Consider the following 23947-nt stretch of genomic DNA (forward strand, 5'->3'; position numbering starts at 1 on the left):
TACTGATGTAGCAAAGGGCATGCGTGACGAGAGGATTTTCCCGGTAGATACGATCTGTGTTATCGGGAACGCAAAGAGCGGCAGTGATAACCCCATCACTCATACCTACGCTCATTTTTTTATTACATTTGTAGTCAAAATTGACTCCGGTGAGATCGTTGATCTTGAGGCCTCTTTTACCCTGCCTTTGACCAACAGATTCGTTCGAGGTCTGTTTCTGGGCAGATCATTGGCAGTGGTCGACGAAGACCTGCTGTGTTCGATTCGTTGTCGTTATTTGGGGTCTTCTCAAAAAGCGATCGCTGTGGCCTATAAAGATGCGGTCAAAAAATTTTGTAAAGCTCAGAGGAAGAGCTCAACAACTGAATAGGCTGCTTTGTCCATCGGCCTGATCAGTGGCCCTGAACAGCGGGGATGGCAAAATCCAGCAGATATGGTCTCCTTGTCGGGAGGTCTGTATCTGCTGTTTTGTATTTGAGGGGAGGCGATGGAGACGTGAGAATCACAGCTGTGCGAACGGGGATTCTTTCTGTGCCGTTGAAGAAACCTTTCAAAACGGCGGTCCGGTCGGTCGATGCGGTGAACGATGTCATCGTGGCGGTTGAAACCGACGGTGAGTTTATTGGCTACGGGGAGGCGCCGCCTACAGGCGTCATCACCGGGGACACGACAGGGGCTATCCTTGGGGCTGTTCAGGATCATCTGTGTCATGCTCTTGTGGGGAGAGATGCTGAAGATCTGGACGGTAATGTCAAGGCAGTGGAGGGGGCTTTGGTCGGTAATACAAGTGCTAAAGCAGCTCTGGATATAGCCCTTCACGATCTTTGGGCCCAATCTTTGGGGGCTCCTCTGTATCGACTGTTCGGAGGTGTCTCAACAGCTATTGAGACCGACATGACCATCAGTGTCAACGAGCCTGATGAAATGGTTCAGGATGCTCTTGACGCTGTTCAGCAGGGGTATAGGGTGCTCAAGATCAAGGTTGGCAAGAACTCGGCAAAGGATTTTGAGCGACTTAAAGCGATTCGAGATGCCGTGGGCTATGAGGTGACCATAAGGATTGACGCCAACCAGGGCTGGAAACCCGACGAGGCCGTTCGCATTCTGGATCAGTTGGAGAATGCCGGAATAGCGCTCGAGCTGGTAGAACAGCCGGTTCACAGCAAAGATCTGGATGGCATGGCCTATGTAACGGCACGAACGAGCGTTCCCGTGGTGGCCGACGAGAGCATCTGGTATGCTGCCGATGCGATGGAGATCTTCCGTCGGAAAGCGGCCGATATCGTGAACATCAAGCTCATGAAGTGCGGTGGACTGGCGGAGGCCCGGAGGATCGTGGCGCTCTCACAGGTCTGGGGTGCCCAGGTGATGGTCGGTAGCATGTTGGAGGGAAAGGTGAGCGTTACGGCAGCCGCCCATCTCGCAGCAGCATACGGTGTCGTGACAAAAATTGACCTGGATGGCCCGCTGCTCTGTTCCTCCGATCCGGTGGATGGAGGCGCTGAATTTATCGGTCCTGGGATTCGTCTCAACAGGGATGCTGGTTTGGGCGTTCGGTCTTTAGAGGGAGTTCGGTGGTTTTAGGCCATTACCGTCGAATACGGATATAAGGAGGGTGTAAGCATGATTACTGATGGCTTTTCGTATCTTGCGTTTATCGCTTTCTTTGCAGGTCTCGTCGTTTTGACCGAGCGTCATTATCGTGGAAAGTTTTTTGAGTACGTTCCTGCTGTGGTGGTAATCTATTTCATATGCATGCTTTTTTCCACGTTTGGTTTCTGGAGCAAGACCGATAGCGTCAACGCCATCTACAAAGGAGTTAAGGGAAACCTGTTGTCCGCCATGATTTTCCTTTTGTTGCTTCGGTGTGACCTCAGGAAAATTATGAAGTTAGGTTCTAAAATGCTCCTTGGTTTCTTCGCTGCGGCCTTCAGCATCGCGTTTGGATTCGTCGTTATGTTCCTGATCTTCAAAAGCAACCTCTCTCCAGACAGCTGGAAGGCCTTTGCTGCACTGTGCGGCAGCTGGATGGGCGGAACGGGCAATATGGTGGCCATCCAGGGGGCTTTGAACATCGCCGATGCGGACATGGGATACACCCTGCTCATCGACTCGATCGACTATTCGATCTGGGTCATGATCCTTTTGGGAATGGTGCCGTTTGCCATGAAATTCAATCGGTGGACGAAATCCGACACCAGCGTTATCGATAGAGTTGGGGCCGAGCTTTCGGAGCACTATGAATCCATGAGGAAAGAGACGACTTTCAGCGACATGCTCTTTCTTTTGGGGGCTGCTTTGGCTGTATCCGCTCTCTGTCAGTCGGCAGCGGGCTTTTTGCCCCGGACGGCGTTTATGTCCGGCACGACTTGGACCGTTCTTCTCGCTACGGTGGCGGGTGTTCTCTGCGCGATGACTCCTATGTCCAAGCTTCCCGGTGCCTCTCAGATGGCGAACGTCATCCTCTATCTCATCGTCGGGCTGATTGCCTCCCGTGCCAACTTTGCCGAGCTTACCGAGGCCCCGATGTATATTCTGGCTGGCTTCGTTATCCTGGCGGTTCATGCCGTAACTTTGGCAATCATCGCCAAAATATGCAAGCTTGATCTGTTCACCTGCGGTGTTGCCAGCCTTGCGAACATCGGCGGGGTGGCGTCTGCCCCGATCCTGGCGGCAGCGTACAGTGAGGCCCTGGTTCCCATCGGTGTCCTTATGGCTATGATGGGGTACATCATCGGTACCGGCGGCGGACTCCTTGTAGGTAAAATCCTATCGATCCTGTAGGAGGTGCTGTGATGCGTATGTTTCTTCAAGCAACTCTGATCGTTGCCTTGTCGTTGTTGCTGTTCTCTCCCGTTGTCGAAGCTGCTCCTGTGAACGATCTGGTTGGAACCATACAGGACCTTACGGACTTCCCTCAGGATGTATCGGCCTATCTTCCCAAGTCAGGGGCCGACGTTCCCTATCTGACGACCAGGCAACAGGAAGAATTGTTCAAAAGCTATCTCAAAGAGTTCTTCTCCCCCTGGGATTCTGACGATGACGGTGAGCTCTCAAAAGGATGGAGCCTTTCAATAACGAAAAAGGACAGGTGGGGAGAGAACCTCCTACCTATCACCCAAAAGATAAAGGACGGATTGGTTCAAGATGTCTCCATGGAAAGCTTCCCTGCCATGGACAAGAAGGCTATTGTCGTGTTCAATACCTCGGCGCGTTTCCTGCCGACGATGCGTCCTTTCTTTGCGAATCCTGAAGAGGCCGGCGAAGGCTACCCGTTTGATTATCTCCAGAACACGGCTCTTTGGGTTGGCGTTCCCGTCAGAGCTCGACATGTTAACGGTAAAGGTGATTGGCTGCTCTGCCGTACCGGCACTATCCCCGGTTGGGTGCCTGCCAGAGACGTCGCTTTTGTGGACGATGCGTTTATAAAGAAGTACCGTACTGGGCGCTATATGGCAGTCGTCGAAGACGATGTGTCGATTTGCGACGAAAAGTCCTCTTTCCTTGTGAGGACTCATATAGGTGCGGTTCTTCCGATATGTGAAGAGCGAGAGGAGACCTTCGTCGTCTACGTTCCTTTGCGTACAGTTGATGGAACTGTCGCTCTCTGCAAAGGGATCGTCCGTAAAGGTGATGGAGCCGAAATGCCCGTGCCCTTCAGCGCAGAGGGCGTAGCTCGTTTGGCTTCGAAGTTGATGGGAAAAACCTACGGATGGGGCGGTATGTACGAGAACAGAGACTGTTCTGCCACAGTACGAGATCTGGTGAGTCCCTTCGGCCTTTGGCTTCCCCGGGATTCTGGGCCTCAGTCGAAAAGCAACACCTATATTGACGTGGAGAAGGAGCCGTGGAAGCGCAAGCTTGAGCTTATAGCGGAGAAGGGGCTCCCGTTCAGAACGATTATCGGGTTGAGAGGACACGTAGGCTTGTACCTGGGGTTATGGAAAGGCCGTCCGGCTCTCCTTCACAACACCTGGGGTGTTCGTCTTCTGACGTCCGATCCCGATGTCACCGGTCGGGCTATCTTGGGGCGTACCGTGATAACCTCGCTTCGGCCCGGCATAGAGAGGAAGGATGTCGCTAAAGAGGGACTTTTACCCAAGGTCAGGACGATAACTTTTCTTCCCGGGTTTGATGGGACGGAGAAAAAGTAATTAAGCTCAGTGAGCTTGAGTTCCGTCTCGATAAGGATGCTGGTTGGGGTTCAGGCTTTAGCAGGGCTGTGGTGGCTCTAGGCCGTTACCGTTGAATACGGACATAAGGAGAAGATAAGGGTACAGCAAAAATATGGGTTTTTTGCTGTGGCTTTACTTGTGAAGGATGTTTGAAGGAATGCGTTGGCTGCGTTTATGAGAATAGGAGGTATTCAAGATGGGAAGTGGAAGCCTTTTAGGTCTTATACCGTTGTTGGTCTATATCATTCTTTGTTTTACCAAGTTTGGTCAAATTTTTGCCGTTATAGTAGGAATGTTAGTGGCTGCGGCTATAGGGCACCATGGTATTATGGATATAGCTTCTGCGGTTAGGGGTGGTTTGGGGTCATTTTTAGGTTATATAGGCATGATCATTCTGCTTGGAGCTGGTTTAGGGCAGGTGTTGAAGCGAACTGGTGTTGTCAGGTATCTTGTTTTTATGGTGACCGAAAGGTGGAACGTCAACTCCCAAAACAAGGCCTTTCTTGTGGTTATGTTCTGTTCTGTTATTATCGTGAGTCTTCTCGGAACCATGGCAGGTGGCAATGCTATACTTGCTCCTATCCTTATTCCGATTGCTGCCGCAGTTGGTGTTACCCCGAATACTATGGCGGTCCTTCTTCATGGGGCGGGAGCTTCTGGACTCTTCCTTGGACCTTTTACCCCGCCAATGGTGGCTTTGATGGAATTTACGGGTTTATCGTATCCTCAGGTTTTGCTGCACGCAGGCTTGCCTGTTTCTGTAATAATGTGGCTGGTAACGTTCTTTTGGGCACGAAGAGTTCAGAAAAATTCTGTAGGGAAGAACCATTATTCTGAGGAGGATATCGCCAAAGAAAGTGCCCATTGGAAGCCCGATTCTTCCGTTCGCAGAGCTACTCTGGTTTTTCTCATCACTATGTTCGTTATGGTTGGCTACGGTATAGTTATGGAGGGTGGATCGACTTTTGTCGTTGCCATAATGCTCGTAACTGCGGCATTGACTGGAATAGCTGCAAAACTCGGGCCAGTAGAGATTATAGATTCTATCTGTAATGGAGCTAAAAACTTTATATGGCTTTTCTTTTTCTTTGTTTTGCTAGATCCCTTTATAAACTTTATTTCGGAAACAGGTGCTTTCCAAGCTCTTGCCGGAATACTGGAACCTATGGTTCAGGATGGTGGTGTGGTGGGTTTCATTGCTTTCTCTACCATGGTCGGTATATTTGGCGTTCCAGGGGCTGCTGTTGCTCAGGCTGAGGTCCTTAATAAAATGTTCTTGCCTTTGGTGCAAAGCCTGAATATTCCTATGACCCTTTGGGTTGCCGTCCTCCTCATAGGCTCTCAGATGACGTCTTTTGCCATCCCCGAAGGAGATATGCAGGGGCAGATGGGGTTGGCCAGATCCAATGATCTGAAATCGGTTCTCTGTAACGGATGGCTAATTGTCCTTTGCACCATCATGTATGTTATAGCAAGAGCTATTATAATGGTGATGTAATTGGATATTTTTGATAATTTAACCTCCTTGGTCTCTTCTTTTGAGGCCTTTGGTGCTACTGCTGGGCTTGTGGTATCTGTTCATGGATCGAATTTCAGATGGAGCCATAATGATTCTCGTGTATTTCCCTCTGCAAGTCTAATAAAATTAGCGGTCTTGTGGTCTCTTTTTAAGGGGAGCGATAGAGGTCTTTGGTCTCTTGAGGATGAGATCGATATACTCGGAGATCAGATTGTTGAAGGGGGGCTTTTACACCGAAGGGCTCCAGGTGGGAGTCTTCGCCTTGATGATATAGCTCTTCTCATGATAGCGGTAAGCGATAACACTGCCGCAAATCTTTTGATAGACCATATTGGATTGGAGAGAATAAATGAGGATATAGGTTTATTAGGGTTAAAAGAGACAGTCATAGGCCGTAAGATGATGGATTTTGAATCAAAAAAGATAGGCAAGGATAATTATACATCCCCTAGAGATATGGAAAAACTAATAAGGTCCTTGACCTTAGAAGACATGTTCCCTTTGCGAGAAAGAGCCTTAGATATGCTGTCTTGTCAAAAGCTTAATTCCAAACTTGCAGGAGAGATTCCCGTATCAGATGTGGATGAGCTGGAAGGATTTTTAGCTCATAAGACCGGAGAGCTTCCTGGTTCGGAACACGATTGTGGTGTGTTTTTTCATAAAGAGAACAATCCAATCATAGTTACAGTGCTTACTGAGGGGTTGGCTAATCCTTGCCTTGGAATTGAGCTCTGTCGTGATGTCGGAAGGGTGGTTTATAATACTTTTAAGTCCTAAGTTGTGATCGTCAATAACAAAGAGAGCCCCATGAAGAAGCTCTCTTTGTTGTTAGATATTTGATTTAAGTATTTCAGTATAGGTCTTTTTTGTCAAAGTTATTGTTGTGCTATCAGGACGAAGATATCCGAGGAATAACTCAGTACAGACGGCTCCCCGGGGGGACCGGTCGCTCTGTTGACAGGAGGACCACCTTGCCCTGATCGTCGTTGGCTCCGAGAACCAGAACCTCCGACTTGAACCCGGCGATGCGTTTGGGAGGAAAATTTACGACGCAGACCACCAAGCGCCCCAGAAGGTCCTCCTGGCTGTACAGATCCGTACATTGAGCGCTGCTCTGCCGGACTCCGAGTTCCTGCCCCATGTCGATCCATAACTTGTAGGCGGGATGTCTGGCCTTCTCGTTAACCTCGACCCGGAGGATCTTGCCAATGCGCATGTCGATATTTTCGAAGTCGTCCTGTGATATGGTCATAAGGGGTCTCCTTTTTGTCTTAGCGTTATTTCATGTTGGACATGTCCTATTCGTGACCTGTACAACATAGTTTATTCTTAAAGTTTCTCTCTGACAACTGTCGTCATGGTATGGGGCGTTTATGCCGTTCATTAGAGGGTACCTCTAAAAAACCTACATCCGAGTCTCCCAGCCTTAGGTCGTTCCGCCGTAGCCCTGTCTCGCTCAAACGTATTTTGACCTGCCTGCTCCGTACCGTCGCCTCGAAAGGCTCTTCCTGTGCCCTCTCGGCTTTGGGCGACAGGATGTCGCCCCAGTCGATACTTCACGATGGCAGGTCAAAAATACGAACCTCAAATGGGCTCCGTCGAAACGACCTGAGGCGGGTTTCTGAGTTTTTAGAGATCCCCTAGTATTGATACACCCCTGCATGTAAATATAACGTTGAATTGAAAGGAGAGGTGTTCCCATGAAAGATAAGGGGCGAACGTTCACCGGTGCCTTGGGTGGAGCCAACTACGAACGATGGGCTGCTCTGTTTGGTATGGGACAGTCTTTCTATCGTCGGGCCCTGGGTACCGTGGTTCTGGAGCCCGGGATGAAGGCCGTAGATCTGGGGTGTGGCCCCGGTGCCTTGAGTTTTGCCTTAGCCGAGCGATCGTCTCCGAGCGGGCAGATCGTTGGGGTGGATTTATCGGAAGATCAGCTGAATCGAGCCAGGGAAGGCTGTTCCCACTATGGCTGTGACCTGTCTTTTTCCCGATGTTCTATGGATGAGCTCCCTATGAAGAGCTGTTCGATCGATCTGGTCATGACCTCCATGGCCCTTCATGTGACGCCGCCCTCGGTTCGGAGGTCGACCATCGCTGAAGTCGCCCGGGTCCTGAAGCCGGGAGGACGATTTCTTCTGATCGACTGGAGTCGCCCCAAGTTCGGTCTCCAGGGTATCATTTGGTACCCTTTTTGTCGGTGGGGCGAAAGGAACCGTGATAACTGGAACAACGTTTACCCTGAGATCTGCAGGAGACAGGGATTGGTCTTGACGAGTGATCGATACGTCAACTCCATCGTACGTCGCCAGATGTTTCGTAAGAAATCCTGACAACATTAGGGCGTAAGCCCTGACATTGATTAAGAAGCTCGGGAGACGTTTTTGCCAACTGAGCTGCCAGTGCCCCTTCAGATCAGGGCAGGAGGGGCACTGGCAGTGTATGCCTGTCAGAAGTTGACGTGAGGCAGAGCCGTCTCGCTCTCCTCTGCCTCGAAATACTCGGCTTTGGTGTAGCCGGCGGGTTTTGCTATGAGCAGCGCAGGGAAGCTGGCGATTGCGATGTTGAAATTTCGGGCGGTGCCGTTGTAGTACCGGCGTGCCATCTGAATCTCGTCTTCTATTGTCGAGAGCGTCTCCTGAAGCTGCAAAAAGTTGGTGTTGGCCTTCAACTCCGGGTAATTCTCCGCTACGGCGAAAAGGCTCTTCAGCGCTCCGCTCAGCATGTTCTCCGACTGGGCCCGTTGGGCCACGGTCTGAGCCTGGCCTATTGCGGCTCTGGCCTGGGTAATCTGTTGGAACGTCTCCTTCTCGTGAGACGCATACCCCTGAACTGTGGAGACCAGATTGGGGATCAGGTCGAAGCGACGCTTGAGCTGAACGTCTATGCCGCTCCAGCCTTCCTGCCGGAGATTGTCCATTTTGACCAGTTTGTTATAGGTGCTAATAGCCCATAAGATGACCACCGCTACGACTCCAAGAAGTACGTACAAAACACGCATCGTCTATTCCTCCTGATAATATCCGTATTGTAATCTCATATTCCTCTGTTCGAAGCCCTCTGTCAAGGTCTGCTAAACGAGATTATCGATGCTCACAGGTACTGAGGAAAGCCACCTCGGGCCAGTGATTCTCGACATATTTCAGGTCCCAGGCGTTAGCTGCCAGGTAGACTAGCTGGTCGGCACTGTCCCTGGCGAGGTTGGCCTGATGTTTTTTCTCGAACTCCTCCAGCTTATGAGGATCGTTGCAGCGGATCCAGCGAGCCACCGAGTAGGGAGAGCTCTCGTATCCGGCTTCCACCGAGTATTCATCCTTCAAACGGGCCACGGCTACGTCAAACTGGAGAACGCCCACGGCCCCGAGAATGAAGATATTCTCCTGAATAGGTCGGAAGACTTGGATAGCTCCCTCTTCAGAGAGTTGAAGGAGCCCCTTCTGGAGTTGCTTCGACTTCATGGGCGACTCCAGGCGAACTCTGCGGAAGTGCTCTGGAGCGAAACTGGGTATGCCTGTGAACTGAAGAGGCTCCTTGTCGGTGAAGGTGTCGCCGATCTTGATCGTTCCGTGGTTGTGGATTCCCACGATGTCACCGGGCCATGCCTCTTCCACGAGAGCCCGGTCCTGAGCCATGAATATGGTTGGATTGGACATGGCCACGTCTTTACCAATTCTATGGTGCCGGACCTTCATACCCCGGTAGAATCGACCGGAGCAGACCCGCATGAAGGCCAGACGATCCCGGTGAGCCAGGTCCATGTTCGCCTGAATCTTGAAGACAAAGCCTGAGAAAGCGTCCTCAAAAGGGGATACATCCCGGGTAGTGGTGCTCCGTGGGCCTGGGCAGGGGGCGATCTCCACGAAGCTTTCCAGCATCTCCCGGACGCCGAAGTTGTTCACGGCGCTGCCAAAAAACACCGGTGTCTGGCTTCCATTGAGATAGTCGTCCAGGTCGAAGGGGTTAGCCGCTCCTTCCAGGAGAGCCACGTCGTCCCGGAGGTCTTGGGCCTGAGATCCCAGAAGCCTGTCCAGACGGGAGTCCGACAGATCCGAGATGACCGCCACCAGATCCTGATCCCTTAGGGACTCAAAACCGGGACGAAAGAGGGTCAATGCCTTTTTGATCAGATCGTAGGTACCCTTAAACCCCTTCCCCATGCCGATGGGCCACGTCATAGGGGCACACTCGATCTGGAGGGTCTCCTCGATGTCAGCCATGATATCAAGAGGGGAGAGCCCCTCTCGGTCCAGCTTGTTCACGAAGGTGATGATGGGGGTGTTTCTCATGCGGCAGACCTCCATCAGACGCCTCGTCTGTTCCTCCACGCCTTTGACGCTGTCGATAACCATGACGGCACTGTCCACGGCGGTAAGAACCCGATAGGTGTCCTCGGAGAAATCCTGGTGTCCCGGGGTGTCCAGGAGGTTGATTTCGTAGCCTTTGTACTCGAATTTCATCACCGAGCTGGTCACTGAGATCCCACGCTCCCGTTCGATGGCCATCCAGTCGCTGGTGGCGTGTCGGGCGGACTTTCGGGCCTTGACGGCTCCGGCCATGGTGATGGCCCCTCCGAAGAGGAGAAGTTTTTCCGTGAGGGTGGTCTTCCCAGCGTCGGGGTGGCTGATGATGCCAAAGGTGCGGCGCCGTTCGATCTCCTTTTGGAGCTGAGGGGGCTGTATGTCGGTCATGGTGATGCCTCCTGCCGTGAGATGGGCGAATGTCGGTCTCAATGCAAAAAAACATTATACATTATCGAGCTGGGATCGGCTTTTCCTGAGATACCTTGAGGACGGTACATGTCTCTCAGATGCTGCCTGTTGAGCAGTTCATTCGCGTTGGTCTATTGCGCATTCGTTTGCTTGAGCATCTCTTGAAGGCACCTCTAAAAAACTGCATCCGAGCCTCCCAGCCTCAGGTCGTTCCGCCAGACCCCTGTCTCGCCCAAACGTCTTTTTGACCTGCCTGCTTCGTACCGTTGCCTCGAAGGGCATCTTTCACCACGTTGCTATGGTCCCGTCCGCTCGGGGCTCGGTGGCTCCGACCAGGCTGCCAGCATCCGTTCTCAGTATAATCTGCCCTCTGCCGAAGGAGTCAGGCTCCAGGAGCACGGTAATTTCGTGTCCCATCCGGGAAAGGGTCTTGGCGATATCGGAGGGAAAGGATTGCTCCACCGAGATCTTCAGCCCACCGGTCCACTGCCATCTGGGAGCATCCAGGGCTTCCTGGAGGTTCATTCCCCTATCCACCAGGTTGGTTATCACCTGGAGATGTCCCTGAGGTTGCATGTAGCCTCCCATAACGCCGAAAGGTCCCAGCGGCTTGCCCTTTTTGTCGGTGAGAAAGCCGGGGATTATGGTGTGATAGGGCCTCTTTCCCGGTGCGAGCTCGTTAGGATGGTCCGATTCCATGGAGAAGCCCAGTCCTCTGTTATTCAGGGCAATTCCCGTTCCAGGGACGACCACGCCGGATCCGAAACCGGTGTAGTTGCTCTGTATCATGGAAACCATGTTTCCGAAACCGTCGGCCGTAGCCAGGTACACTGTGCCTCCCGAGTAGGGATCGCCGGGCTTGGGACGAAGTGCGCTATCCCTCACGAGTTTACGTCGTTCTGAGAGGTAGCCTTCGGAGAGGAGCTCATCTATCGGTATTTCGGCTCTCTCGGGGTCGCATATATAACGGTGTCCATCGGCAAAGGCCAGCTTCATGGCCTCTATGGAGCGGTGGAGCGCATCGGGCGAGTTCGGATCGGCAGAGTCCATACCTTTCAATATTCCAAGGGCCATCAGTGCGACTATGCCCTGACCGTTCGGCGGCAATTCCCATACGGTGATGTCTCGATAATCCATGGAGAGGGGATCCACCCACTGGGGAGAGTACTCCTCAAGGTCATCGGCGGTAATCAGACCTCCGGTTTTGGTGGCAAATGCGATAATCCGCTCCGCCAGCTCTCCCCGATAAAAGTCCTCCCCCTCGGAACGAGCTATGAGCTCTAAGGATCTGCCGTGGTGTATCAGGCGGATTATTTCTCCAGGATCGGGGGTTCCCCCGTCGAAAACGAAGGTGTCTTTCCACGAGGACAGAGCAGGATCATGGGAGGTCCCATATTTCGCCAGGGCTGTCCCCCAGCTTTTAGATACCGTAGGAGGTACTGCCACCCCCTCCTTTGCTAGGGCCACAGCCGGGGCCAGAATCTCCAGGAAGGACAGACGTCCCATCCTTTGGGACATGGTGCTCCAGGTTGCCACCGCGCCGGGAACGCATACAGGAAGCCAGCCCATAGAGGGCAGTCGAGAAAGTCCCTTCTTGTTTAGCATGTGCCTCGTCAGAGCCTTGGGAGAAGGGCCGCTGCCGTTGATGCCGTAAAGCTTTCCGTCTTTGCATATTATGGCGAAGGCGTCGCTTCCGAGACCGTTGCTAGTTGGCTCCACCACCGTCAAGGCTGCTGCCGTCGCTATCGCTGCGTCCACTGCGTTTCCGCCTTTTTTAAGTATCTCCAGACCGGCTTGGGCAGCCTGAGGGTGGGAGGTGGCCACCATTCCACGGGAACCGTAGACCAGAGCCCGTCTGGACGGATATCTGTAACGTTGGGGATCGAACGCTTTCATCATATTTTTCGCCTCCTTGTTACAGTCTCTAATCTTATCTGTCATTATACGATAGAGCTCAAATGTAGAAAATCGTAGGGGTTTGTTCTGAGATGGTGCAAAGAAGTGATGGGCATGAGCAAATGATGTCTTTCGTCGGTGACGTTGAAAAAACTGACAGCCTTTATATCCGTTACCGGCCTTTTCCTGCCTGGCCTGAACGTGTAGATTGTGTATGCCTCTGGCGGATGAACAGGGCGTCTGGTACAGGCCGGTTTATCTTGGAACGGCCCCAGCAGCAGGGCGTTTTCTTTCTCTCAATCAGAGAGAACCCTGCCCAGTTCAGATCGTCCAGAAGCAAAGAGAGCAGAACTGCGACGTTGGTGAGATTTGCCAGGGGGCAGGCTCTTCACAGATCAAATCGATAAGTTTCGCATTTACGCAGTTGTAAAGCTGTGCTGCCATTGCTGTTTTTATCTTCAGGATTTTTTGGACGTGAACAAACACCCCTTTTTACTGTGTTAAGCTAGTTGGAGTTCAACAGACAGATCCTACAGAATCGGCGGTCATAATATGGACATTATAACTCTGCTACTGTTCATAACAGCTCTTACAATCTGTATAACCCTGAACATTCCCATTCTGCTGGCCCTTTCGACAGGATACTGTATATTTTTCGTCCACGCACAGCTCAGAGGCTATTCTACGGGAGCTATCCTCAAAATGTCTCTCGAAGGCATCTATACAGTCAGGAAAGTCGTTGTGATCCTTCTCCTGATAGGGGTGCTTACGGCCCTGTGGCGAGCTTCCGGTACCATCCCGGCTATAGTCAGCTACTCGTCCAGAATGGTTAAGCCCTCTCTTATGGTGTTGATGACCTTTCTGCTTAACTGCCTGGTCTCCTTTCTGACAGGAACGGCTTTCGGAACCGCTGCCACTATGGGGGGCGTATGCATGACAATGTCCTCCTCCATGGGAATGAACCCGGTAATAACCGGAGGTGCCGTATTATCCGGAGTCTACTTCGGCGACCGCTGTTCCCCCGTCTCCATGAGTGCGTCACTGGTGGCGGGACTGACCTCGACGGACATATACAAAAACATCGGGGCCATGATGAGATCGTCGTTGGTCCCCTTTGGCATGACTTGTCTGATCTACACGGCAGTGGGGCTACTTATGCCCCATCAGGCTGCGATGGACGAAACCGTACAGGTTCTTTTCGGGAGAAGCTTCAACCTCGGATGGGTGGTACTGCTGCCGGCGGCGGTCATCTTACTGATGGCTTCGCTGAAGATCGACGTCAAATACACCATGGTGCTCAGCATTCTATGCGCCTCGATCATATGTGTCATGTATCAAAACCTGGATCTGACGTCGATGCCGGAGCTGATAATCTACGGCTACAGGGCTACGGATAGCAGACTATCGGCTCTGATGGACGGTGGGGGGATTCTATCAATGGTGAAGGTGACGGCGATAATCTTCATTTCCTCCTCCTACGCCGGCATTTTCGAGAAAACCGGTTTACTGAACTCGCTGAAAAAGAAGGTGGACGGCCTGGCCGGCAGGATCTCGCCCTTCGGCGCCATACTCGTTACCTCAATAGTTTCCGGTGCCATAGCCTGCAATCAGACCCTTACCATAATGCTCACCCATCATATATGCCGAGGGCTGAAAGTGAGGGAAAGCCGGCTGGCCTTAAGTCTCGAGGATACAGCCGTGGTGACGTCCCCCCTGATCCCATGGTCCATAGCGGGAGCGGTCCCTTTGGTCTCCATATCTGCCCCGACGGAAAGCGTCCTAGCGGCCTGCTATTTGTATCTGATACCGCTTTGGGGGCTGGTCGGTAGGGTGACGTTCGTAAAAAAAGGTGATGGCCTGGGAACTTGATCTGTCCGTTATTTTGCCGTACGTTATTGTTGTAGGAGGTGAGATAGATGGGTGCCGTTGCAAGTGAAGGGCTTGAGGCTAGGTTGACTTCGAGACAGGACAAACTGATACGATGTGCTGCCGAGATAATGGGGACTCCTGTATCGAGGTTTCTCATAGAAGCAGCACAGGAAAAGGCTGATAAAGTGATCCGTGAAAACATGATTTTAGATCTATCTATCGAGGCAGAACAGAAAATACTCCATGCGATAGAAACTCCTCCTACACCAAACGAAGCCCTAAAGGCACTTTTCAAAAGGCATGAAGGAATTCCTCTGTAGAGTCGTCCCTTTCAACAAAGAGGTGGACAGAACCGTCTTTTTCATGTGGTGTGGAAGAACTGGACAGATACATAAAAAAACAGGTCTCTCAGGACGTAAGGCGGAATATCACGAAATGCCATATGGCGGTAAACTCCGATAACGATCTTATCGGATACTACACCCTGAGTGCTTTTAGCATCCCGTTAAGATCCCTACCGGAGGATCCTGCCAAAAGATATTCTTATTCCCTGTTACCGGCTGTATGGCTTGGCCGTCTTGCGGTGGATCAATTCATGCAAGGCAAGGGGTTAGGTGTTTTTTTGCTTCGAAATGTGTTGCTAAGAATCCTGAGCCTGGATATCGGGGTTTTTGCCGTCTTCGTGGAATCAAAGGACGAGACCGAAAAGCGTTTTTATGGCAAATACGGGTTTGAGTTCATTTCACAGAACGATCTTCATCTTTTTCTTCCGGTGGGTACCTTTAAATCCTGCCTTACCTAATGACCTCAAGGCTGGAAAAAACAGACGAGAGGCCCTCTCCGATATCCCTAGAGAGGGCCTCGTAGTTTTCTCGTGACTCATCGCCTGAAGGGAGGCGCTATGCTAGTGTTACAATATCTTAGAAACACACATCAAGATATGAATCACTTCGTCTATAATACATTTAGAGGACATATGGGCACCTTTAAAACCCTCCAACCCCCTCTGGAGATTTGAGACACAAAAAAGCACCAGATAAGCTTTGGGTGAAAGCGAGAGTGGAAGTGGTCAAAAAAGAGCCACAAAAGTCCTGCTGAGCTGTTGTTTTTGCTCTTTTCAGTAAGTGCTTGACGGTATCTTTATACGGGACATAATGCCCCTGATGTCATCATTCGGAGCGAGTATCGAGTGATGGTACAGGCCAGTTTTCTCAGGCCGATTGTGGTGGAGGCTCGCGCTTTCCCGATGCTTCGAACTATCAGGTGGCATCGATGTCTTTTTGGTATCTTTTATGTTCGGCCCCGTCCTCAGGTACTCCTCCGTCTTTGATCCTGTTGTTTTCATCCCTACGTGTTTCTCTGAACAGGGCTTTTGGGACATGGGCTTTGACGATAGTGGTATCTACTATCTGATCTTTTTTGCATCGAATCTGCTTTTTCGGATGTGCTTGTCTGACGCGCTGTAGCATCAGCCGATATGGAGTCTTTTTTAGAAGTGTCCTTAAAAAGTGAACGATCCACTGGATGCGATAGAGAAACTGTGGATTGGTCCACATTCGAAAAACTACTGAGAGATTTGCTCTATAGGGCTTAGCTAGAGAAGTATTTATTTTTAATTTAATCTATCTTGTCGTTTTTTATGATATTTAGGTTTTTATTTTGGTAATCCAAAAAACGGAGGCTTAGAGGTCCCCTTAGGGTATATAAACAGAGCAGAGGGGGTGACTATCAAATCTAAACTGGATAGATATTGATTATTTTACATTGTCGGGAGTTGGTAAGAGCTAATAAGGGGGGCTTTGTATGAACGGTTTACTTGCTATAACGGTTATTCTTGTCGCATTTGCTATTGGTGATTATGTATCTTTCAAAACCAAGGCACTGTTTTCAATGCTATTTGTAACATCGGTTATATTTCTTATAGCCTTCTGGATGGGCCTGCCTGCAACAATTTTTAGTGACTCAGGTCTATTAACTATTGGAATAATTACAATGGCGCCTTTGCTAGTAAATATGGGGACGCTTATGAATTTTAAAGAATTGGTGGCGCAGTGGAAAACGGTTTTAACGGCAACTGCAGGGGTTACTGGCATAGGAATATTTGTATATTTCATCGGAAGCCTTATTTTTGGCAGACAAATGGCAGCAGCGGCAGCTCCTCCAATTTCCGGCGGGGTTGTTGCTGCACTATTAGTCAGTGAAGCTGCCAGGGCCCAAGCACTCGATGCCATAGCTGTATTTGCTACGATGCTTCTTGTAATACAGACGTTCTTTGGTACACCGATTGCATCGTATTGTCTAAAAAAGGAGGCAATAAAAGTCTTAGCTTCTAAAGAGACATATCGGGTTTCAGAAAAAGAAATAGAAGAAACTGCTACTACAGAGCCTATAAAACGGCTTATTCCAGAAACCAGAAGAGAACTTCAAACTGCTTCGATAATGTTGGCAAAACTGTCTATCGTTGCATTTTTATCTGCTAAAGTGGCAGCTTTGACAAATGGCACTGTAAATACGCTGATTATATGCCTTATATTCGGTATAATTGCAAGAGAAATAGGTTTTCTTGAAAAAGACACGATGAATATAGGAAAATCTTTTGGTTTTGTAATGATAGCTTTGTTGGCGGTCGTGTTTAATAATTTGTCCAGTGCTACTCCTCAGATGCTTTTATCTTTGATATGGCCCATAATTGGATCTTTGGTTTTGGGGGTTTTGGGATTAAGTATTTTTTCAATGATTGTGGGGAAGATAGTAGGCTACAGCAAAGAAATGTCGATAGCTATAGGAGCTTCAGCACTTTTTGGTTTTCCAGGTACATATATAATTCCTAATGAAGTTGCTGATGCGGTAGCTAAAAACGAAGAGGAGCGAAAGGTTGTATTGGAGGCAATCTTGCCTAAAATGATTATTGCAGGCTTTGTTACGGTTTCAATAGCTTCGGTCGTTCTTGGGGGTATCATGTCAAAAATGATATAAGGAGCTTGGTTTTAAGTGGATATTTGCCTTATTGTTTATAGTTTAAAATGGAGGGTTCGTAATGAATATTAAAGAATTAGCTCATAAATACGAGAAATATATTATAGACATGAGAAGAGAGTTTCATATGTATCCTGAGTTGAGTTGGCATGAAGAAAGAACTTCTCGGAGAGTAAAAGAAGAGCTGGATAATATGGGTATCCCGTTTGTATCCATTGCTAAAACAGGGGTGTTAGCAACTATAAGAGGCAAGCAAGAAGGAAAGATTATCGCGCTAAGAGCTGATATGGATGCACTTGAGATAACTGAGCGTAACGATGTGCCTTACAAATCTCAGAATGAAGATGTTATGCACGCATGTGGACATGATTCGCATACAGCGATGCTTTTAGGAGCAGCTAGGGTTTTAAGTGAAATTAAAGATAAATTCAATGGATCAGTCAGGCTATTATTCCAGCCTGCTGAAGAAACTGCCAATGGAGCAAGAAAAATGATTGAAGAAGGTGCTATGGATGATGTAGATGAAGTTTTTGGTTTGCATGTTATGGCCTTTCTTCCAACAGGTACTATAGCTATAGGAGCAGGTCCACGTATGGCATCGGCAGACATGTTCAAAATTATTGTGGATGGTAAGGGTGGACATGGTTCTATGCCACATCTGGGAGTGGATGCGATAGTAGCTGCTTCAGCTATTGTGATGAATTTACAATCTATTGCAAGCAGAGAGGTATCTCCAATGGATTCAATTGTTGTGAGTGTGGGGTCGTTTAAATCTGGCACAAGGTTTAATATCATTGCTGATGAGGCCTTATTAGAGGGGACTACGAGATGTTTTAATCCTGAAGTCAGAAACAGTCTGCCCACTATAATGGAAAGGGTTGTTAAATCTACGGCTAGCAGCTACAGGGCCGAAGCCAAGCTTGAATATATTTGGGGGACACCTGCAACGATTAATAATGAAGCATCTACAGAAATGGCCCGAAAATCTATAGGAAAAATCCTGTCGGAAGATGTCATTATTGATTTTCCCAAAATGACAGGAGCAGAGGATTTTGCAGAGTATCTGGCTAAAGCTCCTGGCACTTTCGCTTTGCTGGGCACGGCCAATAAACAAAAAGACACCTGTTATTCAAATCATCATGCAAAGTTCAATATAGATGAAGATGTGTTGGAGAACGGAACTGCTCTTCATGTTCAGTATGCACTGGATTTTCTCAACAAGTAGAATTAATACAAGAACGCAAAGAGGTCATAAGTGGCAACCTAGTTGCTTAGCGGCTACATCTTTATTGTGTGAGATATTTAATATTTCTGTTTGACATACACCTTTTCTAGCAGAGACCTGTCGTCCTTGTGCTCTGGATATTCTTTGGTATCAGAGAAATCAATAAGCTACACGTTGTCGATATATTGGTTAAATGATAAATTTCTGGTGGAGGTTAGCCGTAAAAGTTACGGCTTTGGAGCTTCGATATTGGTGTACGGGGCTCTGTGTCTTGGATTGTACAAGCTACATGGAAAAGATGAAGAACCTCGTTCAGGACATCATGTGGCTTGCATTAAGCGATCCGTCTTAACAGGTATTTCGACACTCACGGGGGGCGTACCTGCTGATCGAGATCTTTTTATGAAAAATTTGTTAGTAATCAAAAACTCGGCGCTTCGTTCTCGTCTGTCTTTAGGGTCTCGAGAGTTCGTCCTCGAGGTTGAAGAGCTCTCTGACGTAAGGATGTCTGTTCGTTTTCCGGAGATTCGAGGTGATGAGGATATCGCAGAGGAGCCCGTCTTTCATGACAGCGATCCTGTGACACACGTTTTTAAGGACGCCCATGACTGAACAGCCTTACTCCCAGTTGGATATGTCAGTTCTTTCCACCTATAATAGTGCATGGAATAAAAAGACTTGAAACCCTCTGATTTGAGCAGATTTCGAGGGGTATTTGTGTATATCTTATGCTAACCCTCTGGGAGGCTACAGGTTTTTGTTAAAAATAATTATTTTCTAAATCTAAAAAGATTGTATAAATTTATAGAAGGGGAGCAAATTTATTACCCATGTCTTTATCTAGAGCGTTGTATTAATTGAAATATTTTTTCATCGGGGTCTGATAATGATCGCTGTCAAGGACATTTTACGGCTTCCTGTATTTAATCATTCTGAGGTAATAGCAGGTAACGAAGGACTTGACCGTCTTGTTCGTTATGTCGATGTAGCTGAAGTTCCTGATGTCTCATCATGGATTGCTTCTGATAGCATATTTTTTATGACAACTGCATATGCCTTTCGTGAGAACGTGAAAGCTCTCAAAAAATTTCTTCAAACGCTTGTTGAATACAAAGCAGCCGGTCTTGGAATTAAGTTTGGCCGATTTTTACATGTTTTTCCTGAAGAACTTTGCAACTATGCAGAGCAGCATGCTTTTCCTCTCATACAGCTCCCTTTGGAGCTTCACTATTCGGATGCCATTCGTTCTCTTACACGAGCCATTCTTGAGGATGAATGCAGTAATTCACTTCTTGCAAGGAGGGAAAATGCTCTTGTGCAGCTTTGTTACGGTAACTCTGAAGAGCAGGCACTTTTGCGTTTTGAAGCAAGCGGCGTCTCCCGTTTTTCCAAGATAAATTTTGTTGTGCTTGAGGCAAAAGCATCAGTAAGAGAGAGTCTTGCCGTTGTATTGGAAGGTCTGGCAGAGAAAGAAGGCGTACTTCTTTGTGTAACGAGGAATACACCTCAAGTCCTTTTTCTTATGAACAGCCGTGCTGCATCTGTCATAGAGACTTTTCGAGAAAAGACCTCATTAATTGCACATGCATACATTGTTTTTATTGAACAAAGTCCCTTGCATGAGATGGCCTTCTTTTTTGACGAGGCCATACAAACCTTGCGAATACTCCAGCTTTTTCACTATCCAGGAGGAGTTTATACACCTTCGGATGTTCGCCTTTTTATGCCAGTGCTCTCAAGAAAAGAAGGTGAGCAAGATGTTTTAAAAGAATCATATCTTCTTCTGCAACCTCTTATAGAATATGATGCGGAACATGGGACCTCCTTCCTTGAGACCCTTTGGATATTTATGCTTTGCGATAAAAACCATGCAAAGACAGCTGAAACTCTTTACCTTCACCGCAATTCATTGCGGTATCGCCTTTCAAAAATAGAAAGTCTTTTACCAGAAGGGAGCCTTAGTGGTGTTCTCTTTCATAGGCTCTTTTTGGCCCTCTCTGTTTATTTCAACTCTCGTTCATAAAGCACAACAAATCGTCCCCTTTTTGTTCTATAGGCCCTTGTCTCTTTTTTGAAAAATTTGCTATTCTTCTAATAGAACAGTCTATTACTTCCAGCTTCCAGCGGCGAATATATCTCTCTGATCGGCTGAAAGAACATGTTTTATGCTGGTTGAGGGAACGGGGTTTTTGTGCGATCGATCTTTATAAGTTAATTTTTAGAGCTAGTGTTTTAAATAATATTTTTAAAAAATGTGTTTGGCTCTATGTTCCCTTATGGAGTGTAACGGATTCAGTGGCCTTGTGTTTTGTGTCAAGATAACCTCAAACATAATTATTTGCTCATAACATTAATGAAGGGAGTAAGATTATTATGGCTGAGAAAGAAGAACTGATTTTGAACCCAATTCCCCCTGAGGGGCGCACGGGCTGGAAGGCCCCACTTTTCAATATCCTGGGATGTAATGTTGCGATATCAGAGCTGATGGTTGGTGGAGCCTTGATAGCCGGTTTGTCGTTGAAAAGCCTTATTGGGGTCTCAGTTGCAGGTAATGTGTTATTGGTGTTGATTCTATTTTTTCAGGGGTACATTGGCTGCCGTGAGGGACTGAACACATATGTCTTAGCTCAAAGTGCTTTCGGGTGCAAGGGCGGCAGGATGATTATCGCTCTTATTTTGGGGATCACCAGTTTTGGGTGGTTTGGGATTCAGGCTGGGGTGGCAGGGCTCTCTGTACAGAAGGTCTTCCCCTCTATAAATCTAACTCTCACAGTGGTTGTCCTGGGTTTGCTTATGATGACTTTTGCGGCTATGGGCTTTAAGACGATGGCCGTCTTTAACTATGTTGCCGTCCCCCCTCTAATTATCTTGATGATATGGGGGGTAGGACGTATTGTGGCTGGTGGAAACTTGGAGGCGTTGTGGCAGTACACCCCGTCTAATCCTATCTCTTTTACAGAGGGGATTAACAGTGTTGTGGGGCTTATCATTGTGGGGGCGATTATTTCCCCGGATTATCTGCGTTATACACGGGGGGCGAAAGATATCCTCTACATCGGTTTCTGGGGGGTTGCTGTTATCTCAATTTTTCAGCAAGTAGCAGCGGGGCTTATCGCAATGAACGCTCCATCCTGGAATATCACGGAGGTTTTGGCGACTCAGGGCTTTCCCATGATTGCTTTCCTTATTCTTCTTTTGGCTGCATGGTCTACTAATCTCTCCAATGCCTATTCTGGAGGTTTGGCGCTTAAGACTTTGCTTCCAAACGTCAGTCGAATGACTTTAACTATCATTGCTGGTCTTATTGGAACGGCGATTGCCGCATCAGGAATTATTTTTAAATTTATTGATTTTTTAAGTTTTCTCAGTATGCTGGTTCCCGGTATAGCAGGTGTTATGTGGGCAGATTATTATATTATCAATAAAAGTCGCCTTGCTTTGAGAGAGGGGATTCACTTTATAGCTATTGTAGCTTGGTTGCTTGGAGCTCTGGTGTCTTGGTATTCTTCTCGTATACCCCTAGGTCTTCCTCCAATCAACAGCATTGTCGCAGCAGCTTTTTCCTATCTTGTTCTTCACTTGATTTTTGGAGTAGCTCGAACGAGCAAGAGCTAGAGGGGAGGGGAGATTATGGACAGGAAAATAAAAATAGGTCTTGTGCAATTTGAAGGAAGGCTTGGGGAGGTTCAAGAGAACGTGTTTCATGCCCGGAAACTAATTGCTGAAGGGAAGTTAAAAGGGGCTGATATCCTTTGTTTTCCCGAGCTTTTTGCCACAGGGTATAATCTATCGGTTCTTGGGGAAAAAACCATTTCTCTAGGAAACGAATATTATGATTTTATTGTGTCTGAGATGTCAGAGTCAGCGCATGAAAACCAGATCCATCTTATTGTCCCGATAGGGCGTAAAACGTCTGCTTCCGGGATATTGGCTAATTCTGCTTTGATTTTTGATAACAAAGGCAAGCTGGCTGGCTATTTTGACAAGACTCATTTATGGGCTCTGGAGGCCATGTATTATAAAGAAGGCAATAGTTACCCTGTTTTTGAACTGAACTTTTCAGGAGGGCCTGTCAAGGTAGGGCTTATGATCTGCTATGATGCTGGTTTTCCAGAAGCCTGTCGTAGCTTGAGCTTAAACGGAGCAGAACTTGTATTTTGTCCCTCGGCTTGGCGGATTCAGGATATGGATATGTGGGACTTGAATGTCGCCCAGAGAGCATTGGAAAACCTTTTGTTTGTGGCAGGGGTGAACCGTTTCGGACATGAGGAAGACTTGTATCTCTTTGGAAAGAGTAAGGTCTGTAACCCTAGAGGGACGGTGATTGCAGAGCTTCCCATGGATAGAGAAGCTGTTGAGGTGGTAGAGATTGACTTGGGGGATATTGAGCGTTTTAGGACGGAAATTCCTTATCTGAGAGATCGAAAACCTTATATTTATGAGTCTATAACTAATTTTAGTTGAATCAATAAATTATGTAGTTTAAAAATATAAAAGGGAGACTCTGTCGTGTCTATGAAATATGTCATGGAAGCCTACGAATTGCTGGATAGTCCTACGGTCTCAGGTAAGGATGTAGGAGTGGCCCTGATTGAGGTTGGGGTATCTCCTGAAAACATTGAGGTAAAAAAAGTTCAGACTTCTAGGGGGAACACGGATTTTGTGAAAGTCTGGTTTTTTGGAACGAGGGGGAAGAAAAACGGCGGTAGTGCTCCGACTCTGGGTGTTGTTGGTCGCCTCGGTGGGATCGGGGCCCGTCCCGAGGAGATTGGCTTGGTTTCGGACGCCGATGGTGCCATCTCTGCTGTAGCTTTTGCTATGAAGCTGGGACACATGATAAAAATAGGCGACAGGTTGAAGGGGGATGTGTTCGTATCTACTCATATCTGTCCCAATGCTCTGATCCGACCACATGCTCCAGTTCCTTTTATGGATTCGCCAATCAGCATGACGATTGCCAACACTGAGGAGATGGCGAAAGAGCTTGATGCCGTGATATCCATCGATACGACCCGCGGCAATCGGATTATCAACTATTGTGGTTTTGCTCTCTCTCCTACGGTGAAGGAGGGGTATATTTTAAGAGTGAGCGAGGACCTGCTGAGCCTCATGAGCTACGTTACGGGGAAGGCACCGGTTGTTTTTGCCCTCACGACTCAGGACATCACGCCTTACGGGAATGGCTTGCATCACCTGAATAGTATTCTTCAGCCTTGTACTGCAACGAGTGCACCAGTAGTAGGCGTTGCTTTGACGACAGAGATTTCCGTTCCTGGATGCAGTACGGGGGTTTCATCGGTTGTAGATATCGAATCGGTTGTCCGTTTTGTTTTAGAAGTCGCTAAAGCATTCGGGAGGGGAGATGCAAGCTTTTACGATCCGAAGGAATTCGATCACATACAGAAGCTCTATGGGAGTATGAAGTTCCTTCAAACAATGGGAAAGATGTCAGCTCTCTGACTGTCGCGTGATGAAAACGTCTTATCGCTCGTGATTCAACTTGCTTTGAAGAACGGTCTTTTCCCTCTCAAGGGGAACCGATCAACAAGCCGTCTTTTGTGGTCAGAACACTCGACGC

At 48.3% G+C, this 23947-nt stretch carries 22 protein-coding genes and 1 pseudogene; 18 read left to right on the forward strand and 5 right to left on the reverse strand.

The features are described from left to right. The first annotated feature begins 19 nt into the window (after window positions 1-19). The 6 genes from CSA35_05655 to CSA35_05680 all read left to right on the forward strand — a co-directional run bounded on the left by CSA35_05655 (window position 20) and on the right by CSA35_05680 (window position 6471). Window positions 20-370 carry a hypothetical protein gene (locus CSA35_05655; GenBank protein PIE54533.1) on the forward strand — a complete coding sequence of 117 codons (351 nt, stop codon included), beginning with the start codon at window positions 20-22 and terminating at the stop codon, window positions 368-370. A gap of 125 nt (window positions 371-495) precedes the next feature. Then, the gene (locus tag CSA35_05660) at window positions 496-1584 is read left to right on the forward strand and encodes a dipeptide epimerase (protein PIE54431.1); all 1089 of its coding nucleotides are present in this window, start codon (window positions 496-498) and stop codon (window positions 1582-1584) included. Window positions 1585-1623: 39 nt separating this feature from the next. Further along, window positions 1624-2784: a hypothetical protein gene (locus tag CSA35_05665; GenBank protein PIE54432.1), complete on the forward strand. Its 1161-nt coding sequence runs from the start codon at window positions 1624-1626 to the stop codon at window positions 2782-2784. Window positions 2785-2795: 11 nt separating this feature from the next. After that, on the forward strand, window positions 2796-4154 hold the full coding sequence (locus CSA35_05670; protein PIE54433.1) for a hydrolase Nlp/P60: 1359 nt from the start codon (window positions 2796-2798) through the stop codon (window positions 4152-4154). Window positions 4155-4371: 217 nt separating this feature from the next. Next, complete coding sequence (locus CSA35_05675) at window positions 4372-5673, forward strand: permease (protein ID PIE54434.1); 1302 nt, start codon at window positions 4372-4374, stop codon at window positions 5671-5673. Then, window positions 5674-6471, forward strand: a complete 798-nt coding sequence (locus tag CSA35_05680) for a serine hydrolase (GenBank protein PIE54435.1) — start codon at window positions 5674-5676, stop codon at window positions 6469-6471. Window positions 6472-6610: 139 nt separating this feature from the next. On the opposite strand, the gene CSA35_05685 is transcribed toward CSA35_05680, so the two are convergent. Then, window positions 6611-6946: a tRNA-binding protein gene (locus CSA35_05685; protein PIE54436.1), complete on the reverse strand. Its 336-nt coding sequence runs from the start codon at window positions 6944-6946 to the stop codon at window positions 6611-6613. A gap of 448 nt (window positions 6947-7394) precedes the next feature. On the opposite strand from CSA35_05685, the gene CSA35_05690 reads away from it, so the two are divergent. Then, entirely contained in the window at window positions 7395-8027 is a 633-nt protein-coding gene (locus tag CSA35_05690; GenBank protein ID PIE54437.1) for a methyltransferase type 11, read from the forward strand. A 116-nt stretch (window positions 8028-8143) separates the two neighbouring features. On the opposite strand, the gene CSA35_05695 is transcribed toward CSA35_05690, so the two are convergent. From CSA35_05695 to CSA35_05705, 3 genes are all read right to left on the reverse strand, one after another. Further along, on the reverse strand, window positions 8144-8695 hold the full coding sequence (locus tag CSA35_05695) for a hypothetical protein (GenBank protein ID PIE54438.1): 552 nt from the start codon (window positions 8693-8695) through the stop codon (window positions 8144-8146). A gap of 82 nt (window positions 8696-8777) precedes the next feature. Continuing rightward, entirely contained in the window at window positions 8778-10382 is a 1605-nt protein-coding gene (locus CSA35_05700; protein ID PIE54439.1) for a peptide chain release factor 3, read from the reverse strand. 306 nt (window positions 10383-10688) lie between these two features. Then, window positions 10689-12299, reverse strand: a complete 1611-nt coding sequence (locus CSA35_05705; GenBank protein ID PIE54534.1) for a gamma-glutamyltransferase — start codon at window positions 12297-12299, stop codon at window positions 10689-10691. Between the two features lie 92 nt (window positions 12300-12391). On the opposite strand from CSA35_05705, the gene CSA35_05710 reads away from it, so the two are divergent. From CSA35_05710 to CSA35_05725, 4 genes are all read left to right on the forward strand, one after another. Next, on the forward strand, window positions 12392-12706 hold the full coding sequence (locus tag CSA35_05710; protein PIE54440.1) for a hypothetical protein: 315 nt from the start codon (window positions 12392-12394) through the stop codon (window positions 12704-12706). Window positions 12707-12851: 145 nt separating this feature from the next. Continuing rightward, complete coding sequence (locus CSA35_05715; protein ID PIE54441.1) at window positions 12852-14168, forward strand: sodium:proton antiporter; 1317 nt, start codon at window positions 12852-12854, stop codon at window positions 14166-14168. A 47-nt stretch (window positions 14169-14215) separates the two neighbouring features. Further along, entirely contained in the window at window positions 14216-14488 is a 273-nt protein-coding gene (locus tag CSA35_05720; protein PIE54442.1) for a hypothetical protein, read from the forward strand. 50 nt (window positions 14489-14538) lie between these two features. After that, complete coding sequence (locus CSA35_05725) at window positions 14539-14970, forward strand: GNAT family N-acetyltransferase (protein ID PIE54443.1); 432 nt, start codon at window positions 14539-14541, stop codon at window positions 14968-14970. A gap of 338 nt (window positions 14971-15308) precedes the next feature. Here CSA35_05725 and CSA35_05730 read toward each other — a convergent pair. Further along, window positions 15309-15434: pseudogene (locus tag CSA35_05730) on the reverse strand (IS5/IS1182 family transposase). 537 nt (window positions 15435-15971) lie between these two features. On the opposite strand from CSA35_05730, the gene CSA35_05735 reads away from it, so the two are divergent. The 7 genes from CSA35_05735 to CSA35_05765 all read left to right on the forward strand — a co-directional run bounded on the left by CSA35_05735 (window position 15972) and on the right by CSA35_05765 (window position 23829). Then, complete coding sequence (locus tag CSA35_05735) at window positions 15972-17144, forward strand: hypothetical protein (GenBank protein ID PIE54444.1); 1173 nt, start codon at window positions 15972-15974, stop codon at window positions 17142-17144. A gap of 61 nt (window positions 17145-17205) precedes the next feature. Beyond that, on the forward strand, window positions 17206-18369 hold the full coding sequence (locus CSA35_05740; GenBank protein ID PIE54445.1) for a peptidase M20: 1164 nt from the start codon (window positions 17206-17208) through the stop codon (window positions 18367-18369). A gap of 252 nt (window positions 18370-18621) precedes the next feature. Next, window positions 18622-18981: a hypothetical protein gene (locus CSA35_05745; protein PIE54446.1), complete on the forward strand. Its 360-nt coding sequence runs from the start codon at window positions 18622-18624 to the stop codon at window positions 18979-18981. Between the two features lie 274 nt (window positions 18982-19255). Then, on the forward strand, window positions 19256-20392 hold the full coding sequence (locus CSA35_05750; GenBank protein PIE54447.1) for a hypothetical protein: 1137 nt from the start codon (window positions 19256-19258) through the stop codon (window positions 20390-20392). Window positions 20393-20742: 350 nt separating this feature from the next. Further along, the gene (locus CSA35_05755; protein ID PIE54448.1) at window positions 20743-21984 is read left to right on the forward strand and encodes a cytosine permease; all 1242 of its coding nucleotides are present in this window, start codon (window positions 20743-20745) and stop codon (window positions 21982-21984) included. A 15-nt stretch (window positions 21985-21999) separates the two neighbouring features. Further along, window positions 22000-22833 carry a carbon-nitrogen hydrolase gene (locus tag CSA35_05760; GenBank protein ID PIE54449.1) on the forward strand — a complete coding sequence of 278 codons (834 nt, stop codon included), beginning with the start codon at window positions 22000-22002 and terminating at the stop codon, window positions 22831-22833. Between the two features lie 45 nt (window positions 22834-22878). Next, window positions 22879-23829, forward strand: a complete 951-nt coding sequence (locus CSA35_05765; protein PIE54450.1) for a hypothetical protein — start codon at window positions 22879-22881, stop codon at window positions 23827-23829. Window positions 23830-23947: the final 118 nt, after the last annotated feature.

It is taken from the genome of Dethiosulfovibrio peptidovorans (assembly GCA_002748665.1).
GTDB classification, from domain to species: Bacteria; Synergistota; Synergistia; order Synergistales; family Dethiosulfovibrionaceae; genus Dethiosulfovibrio; species Dethiosulfovibrio peptidovorans_A.